Here is a 6,000-nt window from a genome sequence, read left to right on the forward strand (position 1 = left end):
GTTATGTTGCAGTTCATCCTCCGACGTCTGGGACTTGTTATCCCCACGTTTATCGGTATCACCCTTCTCACTTTTGCCTTCGTCCATATGATCCCCGGCGACCCGGTAATGATTATGGCGGGCGAGCGTGGTATTTCCCCTGAGCGCCATGCACAGCTGCTGGCTGAACTCGGCCTCGATAAGCCAATGTGGCAGCAGTATCTCCACTATATCTGGGGCGTGCTGCACGGTGATTTAGGGATTTCGCTGAAAAGCCGTCTTCCGGTGTGGGACGAGTTCGTGCCGCGTTTTAAAGCGACGCTGGAGCTTGGCGTCTGCGCCATGATTTTCGCCACCGCGGTGGGTATTCCTGTCGGGGTACTGGCTGCCGTTAAGCGTGGCTCTATTTTTGACCACACCGCTGTGGGCCTGGCGCTGACCGGCTACTCCATGCCTATCTTCTGGTGGGGCATGATGCTGATCATGCTGGTCTCGGTGCAGCTTAACCTGACACCGGTCTCCGGGCGCGTCAGCGATATGGTCTTCCTGGATGACTCCAACCCGCTCACCGGCTTTATGCTGATTGATACGGCTATCTGGGGCGAAGAGGGCAACTTCATGGATGCCGTCGCGCATATGATCCTGCCTGCCATGGTGCTGGGCACCATTCCTCTGGCGGTGATCGTGCGTATGACCCGTTCATCGATGCTGGAAGTGCTGGGTGAGGATTATATCCGCACCGCGCGCGCCAAGGGCCTGACGCGTATGCGCGTTATCATCGTCCATGCGCTGCGTAACGCCATGCTGCCGGTGGTGACCGTTATCGGTCTCCAGGTGGGAACATTGCTGGCGGGGGCGATCCTGACCGAAACCATCTTCTCCTGGCCGGGCCTGGGTCGCTGGCTGATTGACGCGCTGCAACGCCGTGACTATCCGGTGGTGCAGGGCGGTGTGCTGCTGGTCGCGACGATGATTATCCTCGTCAACCTGCTGGTCGATTTGCTGTACGGCGTGGTGAACCCGCGTATTCGTCATAAGAAGTAAGGGGCCATCATGTCACAGGTTTCTGAAAACAAAGTTGTTGCTGCACCGGTTCCGATGACGCCGATGCAGGAGTTCTGGCACTACTTCAAGCGCAACAAAGGCGCGGTGGTGGGGCTGGTGTATGTCGCTATCATGATCCTGATTGCGGTGTTTGCGAACGTCCTCGCGCCGTATAACCCGGCGGATCAGTTCCGCGATGCGCTGCTCGCCCCGCCTGCCTGGCAGGATGGCGGTAGCCTGGCGCACCTGCTGGGGACCGATGATGTGGGCCGCGATGTGCTGTCGCGTCTGATGTACGGTGCGCGCCTGTCGCTGCTGGTCGGCTGCCTGGTGGTGGTGTTATCCCTGATTATGGGGATCGTACTGGGTCTGGTTGCCGGCTACTTCGGCGGTATCGTTGATAACATCATCATGCGTATCGTCGACATCATGCTGGCGCTGCCAAGCCTGCTGCTGGCCCTGGTGCTGGTGGCGATCTTCGGTCCGTCGATCGGTAACGCCGCCCTGGCGCTGACGTTCGTGGCGCTTCCTCACTATGTGCGTTTAACCCGTGCGGCGGTGCTGGTGGAAGTGAACCGCGATTACGTCACCGCCTCTCGCGTGGCGGGTGCCGGTGCGATGCGCCAGATGTTCGTCAATATCTTCCCGAACTGCCTTGCGCCGCTGATCGTTCAGGCGTCGCTCGGTTTCTCTAACGCCATTCTTGATATGGCCGCTCTTGGCTTCCTGGGCATGGGTGCGCAGCCGCCAACACCGGAGTGGGGCACCATGCTCTCCGACGTGTTGCAGTTCGCACAAAGCGCCTGGTGGGTTGTCACCTTCCCGGGTCTGGCAATCCTGCTGACGGTGCTGGCATTTAACCTGATGGGTGATGGCCTGCGTGATGCGCTTGATCCCAAACTGAAGCAGTAAGAGGCACGAGATGGCGTTATTAAATGTAGATAAATTATCGGTGCACTTCGGCGATGAAGGCACCCCGTTTCGCGCCGTGGACCGCATCAGCTACAGCGTCAATCAGGGCGAAGTGGTGGGTATCGTTGGGGAGTCCGGTTCCGGTAAGTCCGTCAGCTCGCTGGCGATCATGGGGCTGATTGATTACCCGGGCCGCGTGATGGCGGAAAACCTGCAGTTCAACGGTCAGGACCTGAAGCGCATTTCTGAAAAACAGCGCCGCCAGCTGGTGGGCGCGGAAGTGGCGATGATTTTCCAGGATCCGATGACCAGCCTGAACCCGTGCTACACCGTCGGTTTCCAGATTATGGAAGCAATCAAGGTGCACCAGGGCGGGAATAAGAAAACGCGTCGTCAGCGGGCGATCGATCTGCTGAACCAGGTGGGCATTCCTGACCCGGCATCGCGTCTGGACGTTTACCCGCACCAGCTTTCAGGCGGGATGAGCCAGCGCGTGATGATCGCCATGGCGATTGCCTGTCGGCCAAAGCTGCTGATTGCCGATGAACCGACGACGGCGCTGGATGTGACCATACAGGCGCAAATCATCGAGCTGCTGCTGGAGCTGCAGCAGAAAGAGAACATGGCGCTGGTGCTGATTACGCACGATCTGGCGCTGGTGGCTGAAGCTGCGCACAAAATCATCGTGATGTATGCCGGCCAGGTGGTCGAGACCGGAAATTCACACGATATCTTCCGCGCGCCGCGTCACCCGTATACCCAGGCGCTTTTACGCGCGCTGCCGGAGTTTGCTCAGGATAAAGCGCGTCTGGCGTCGCTGCCGGGTGTGGTGCCGGGCAAATATGACCGTCCGCAGGGCTGTCTGCTCAATCCGCGCTGTCCGTATGCGACGGACAAATGCCGGGCGGAAGAACCAGAGCTGAACCAGCTGGCTGACGGTCGTCAGTCGAAATGCCACTACCCACTCGATGATGCCGGGAGGCCAACACTATGAGTACGCAACAGGCCACCACGCAACAGCCGCTGTTGCAGGCCATCGACCTGAAAAAATATTACCCGGTGAAGAAGGGGCTGTTTGCCCCTGAACGCCTGGTGAAAGCGCTGGACGGCGTCTCCTTTAACCTCGAACGCGGTAAAACGCTGGCGGTGGTGGGGGAGTCCGGCTGCGGGAAATCCACGCTGGGCCGTCTGCTGACGATGATTGAAGTGCCGACCGGCGGCGAGCTCTATTATCAGGGGCAGGATCTGCTCAAGCACGACCCGCAGGCGCAGAAGCTGCGTCGCCAGAAAATCCAGATTGTGTTCCAGAACCCGTATGGTTCGCTGAACCCGCGTAAAAAGGTGGGGCAGATTCTGGAAGAGCCGCTGCTGATTAACAGCAATCTCAGCAAAGAGCAGCGCCGTGAAAAAGCGCTGGCGATGATGGCGAAGGTCGGCCTCAAAACCGAGCACTATGACCGCTACCCGCACATGTTCTCCGGCGGCCAGCGCCAGCGTATCGCCATCGCGCGCGGTCTGATGCTTGACCCGGACGTGGTGATTGCCGATGAGCCGGTGTCGGCGCTCGACGTCTCCGTGCGGGCGCAGGTGCTGAACCTGATGATGGATCTCCAGCAGGAGCTGGGGCTCTCTTACGTGTTCATCTCCCACGACCTGTCGGTGGTGGAGCATATTGCCGATGAAGTGATGGTGATGTACCTGGGGCGCTGCGTGGAGAAGGGGACCAAAGACCAGATCTTTAATAACCCTCGTCACCCGTACACCCAGGCGCTGCTGTCTGCGACGCCGCGTCTGAACCCGGACGATCGTCGTGAGCGCATAAAGCTGACGGGAGAGCTGCCAAGCCCGCTGAATCCGCCGCCGGGATGTGCATTCAACGCCCGCTGCAGCCGCCGCTTTGGCCCCTGCACCCAGCTACAGCCGCAGCTGAAGGAGTATGGGGGGCAGCTGGTGGCCTGCTTCGCGGTCGATCAGGATGAAAATGGCGAGAAGCCACACGCATAACGAAAAAAACCGGCGCTAAGCCGGTTTTTTTTATGTCTGCTTGATTATTTCCGCAGGCGAATCTGGTCGACGGCGTGCTTCTCGCTCTTGGTGAGGATCAGGCTCGCACGCTCACGCGTCGGCAGGATGTTCTCTTTAAGATTCACATAGTTGATCTCATTCCATAGCCCCGTTGCCACATTGATCGCTTCTTCTTCAGAAAGCTGAGCATAGTGGTGGAAATAGGAATCCGGATCGGTGAATGCCCCTTCACGGAACTTCAGGAAGCGGTTGATGTACCAGTTCTGCAGCAGGTCTTCCGGCGCATCGACATAAATAGAGAAATCGACGAAATCCGAGACAAAGACGTGATGCGGATCGTGAGGATAGTCCATGCCGCTTTGCAGCACGTTGAGACCTTCCAGAATGAGAATATCCGGCTGGACCACCGTCTTATCCCCACCCGGGATGCGATCGTAGATCAGGTGCGAATAGACCGGCGCCGTCACGTGAGGCACGCCGGATTTCAGATCGGAGACAAACTTCACCAGACGGTGCATATCATAAGAGAGCGGGAAGCCTTTCTTCTTCATCAGCCCGCGTTCTTTTAATACTTCGTTTGGATGCAGGAAGCCGTCGGTCGTGATCAGCTCCACGCTGCGGTGTTCCGGCCAGCGGCTCAACAGTGCCTGCAGGACGCGTGCGGTGGTGCTTTTACCCACGGCCACGCTGCCTGCGATACTGATGATATAAGGAATGCGTTGACCGTTCGTCCCGAGAAACTGCTCCAGCACCGCCTGACGACGCAGGTTCGAGCTGATATAGAAGTTAAGCAAGCGCGAGAGGGGGAGATAAATTTCTGCCACTTCTTCAAGGGACAGATCTTCGTTTATCCCTTTTAACCGTGCAATTTCACCTTCCGTCAGCGTCATAGGGACGGAATCACGCAGGGCAGCCCACTGGCTGCGGTTAAAGTGAAGATAAGGCGTCATTAACGTTTGCTCTTTTTTGCTCATAAGCATGCTTCAGTGAGCCAGCATTAAACTGCCGGATCGTGGCTCATCACACAGTTAATTTTGGACAATGGGCAGGAGGTTAACACCAGATGACAGGAATAATAAGAAAAAAGATGGAAAGCGCTGCGTTACGCGGAGGCCGTCACGCTACGGTGTTTACAGTGCAAATACCCCTTACATGTTGATTATTTGACCGTGAGTGACTACTTTTACAGCGCTCAACACGCTGTTAGCATAAAATGTGAGCGAAAGAACGTTTTATGCAAATTTTTAGTTGCATGACCGCGCAGGTATCCATAGAATGCGCGCTACTTGATGCCGACTTAGCTCAGTAGGTAGAGCAACTGACTTGTAATCAGTAGGTCACCAGTTCGATTCCGGTAGTCGGCACCATCAAGTCCGGTGGGGTTCCCGAGCGGCCAAAGGGAGCAGACTGTAAATCTGCCGTCACAGACTTCGAAGGTTCGAATCCTTCCCCCACCACCACTTTCTGGCAGCGTAAATGCCGCCGGAGCTGGTTGGAAAAATTAGCCAGCTCAAACTGAAAAAGAGAGAAATCTCTTTTTTTGTTACAGAAAGAACTGGGTAGCCGAGTTTCAGGATGCGGGCATCGTATAATGGCTATTACCTCAGCCTTCCAAGCTGATGATGCGGGTTCGATTCCCGCTGCCCGCTCCAATACGTGCTGATATGGCTCAGTTGGTAGAGCGCACCCTTGGTAAGGGTGAGGTCCCCAGTTCGACTCTGGGTATCAGCACCACTTCACTTCTCCTTCCCGTTTCTCTCTGTTTCAATTTTACTGTATTCAACAATTCAGGCATTTCGCCTGGTTGATGTGGTGATATCACCGATTTATCCGTGTCTTAGAGGGACAATCGATGTCTAAAGAAAAGTTTGAACGTACAAAACCGCACGTTAACGTCGGTACTATCGGCCACGTTGACCATGGTAAAACAACGCTGACCGCTGCAATCACTACCGTTCTGGCAAAAACCTACGGTGGTTCTGCTCGTGCATTCGACCAGATCGATAACGCACCAGAAGAAAAAGCTCGTGGTATCACCAT

The 6,000-nt window shown here is 56.4% G+C and carries 6 protein-coding genes and 4 tRNA genes; 9 read left to right on the forward strand and 1 reads right to left on the reverse strand.

The features are described 5' to 3' along the window. The first annotated feature begins 3 nt into the window (after positions 1–3). Genes dppB through dppF form a run of 4 tightly spaced genes read left to right on the forward strand, consistent with a single transcriptional unit; the run spans position 4 to position 3,939 of the window. Positions 4–1,023, forward strand: coding sequence for a dipeptide ABC transporter permease DppB (gene dppB, locus C6A40_RS21425; protein WP_008502770.1), 1,020 nt, complete (start codon positions 4–6; stop codon positions 1,021–1,023). A 9-nt stretch (positions 1,024–1,032) separates the two neighbouring features. Next, positions 1,033–1,935, forward strand: a complete 903-nt coding sequence (gene dppC / locus C6A40_RS21430; RefSeq protein ID WP_008502771.1) for a dipeptide ABC transporter permease DppC — start codon at positions 1,033–1,035, stop codon at positions 1,933–1,935. Positions 1,936–1,945: 10 nt separating this feature from the next. Next, entirely contained in the window at positions 1,946–2,929 is a 984-nt protein-coding gene (gene dppD / locus C6A40_RS21435) for a dipeptide ABC transporter ATP-binding protein (RefSeq protein WP_008502772.1), read from the forward strand. Then, positions 2,926–3,939: a dipeptide ABC transporter ATP-binding subunit DppF gene (dppF, locus tag C6A40_RS21440; RefSeq protein ID WP_008502773.1), complete on the forward strand. Its 1,014-nt coding sequence runs from the start codon at positions 2,926–2,928 to the stop codon at positions 3,937–3,939. The genes dppD and dppF overlap by 4 nt, the downstream gene beginning before the upstream one ends. Before the next feature lie 44 nt (positions 3,940–3,983). Here the strand turns inward: dppF and coaA are convergent, their stop codons facing one another. Continuing rightward, positions 3,984–4,934 (reverse strand): type I pantothenate kinase, encoded by a 951-nt coding sequence (coaA, locus tag C6A40_RS21445; protein ID WP_021242480.1) that lies wholly within the window; start codon positions 4,932–4,934, stop codon positions 3,984–3,986. Positions 4,935–5,251: 317 nt separating this feature from the next. On the opposite strand from coaA, the gene C6A40_RS21450 reads away from it, so the two are divergent. The 5 genes from C6A40_RS21450 to C6A40_RS21470 form a co-directional block, all read left to right on the forward strand. After that, positions 5,252–5,327 (forward strand) — tRNA-Thr (locus C6A40_RS21450). An 8-nt stretch (positions 5,328–5,335) separates the two neighbouring features. Beyond that, a tRNA-Tyr gene (locus C6A40_RS21455) sits at positions 5,336–5,420 on the forward strand. A 117-nt stretch (positions 5,421–5,537) separates the two neighbouring features. Further along, positions 5,538–5,612: transfer RNA gene (locus C6A40_RS21460), tRNA-Gly, on the forward strand. A 6-nt stretch (positions 5,613–5,618) separates the two neighbouring features. Further along, positions 5,619–5,694: transfer RNA gene (locus tag C6A40_RS21465), tRNA-Thr, on the forward strand. A 118-nt stretch (positions 5,695–5,812) separates the two neighbouring features. Then, positions 5,813–6,000 (forward strand): GTP-binding protein (locus C6A40_RS21470; RefSeq protein ID WP_044347782.1); only part of this gene is annotated, 188 nt, incomplete at its 3' end.

Source organism: Enterobacter sp. GER_MD16_1505_Eko_090 (assembly GCF_003331015.1).
Taxonomy (GTDB): Bacteria; Pseudomonadota; Gammaproteobacteria; order Enterobacterales; family Enterobacteriaceae; genus Enterobacter; species Enterobacter roggenkampii.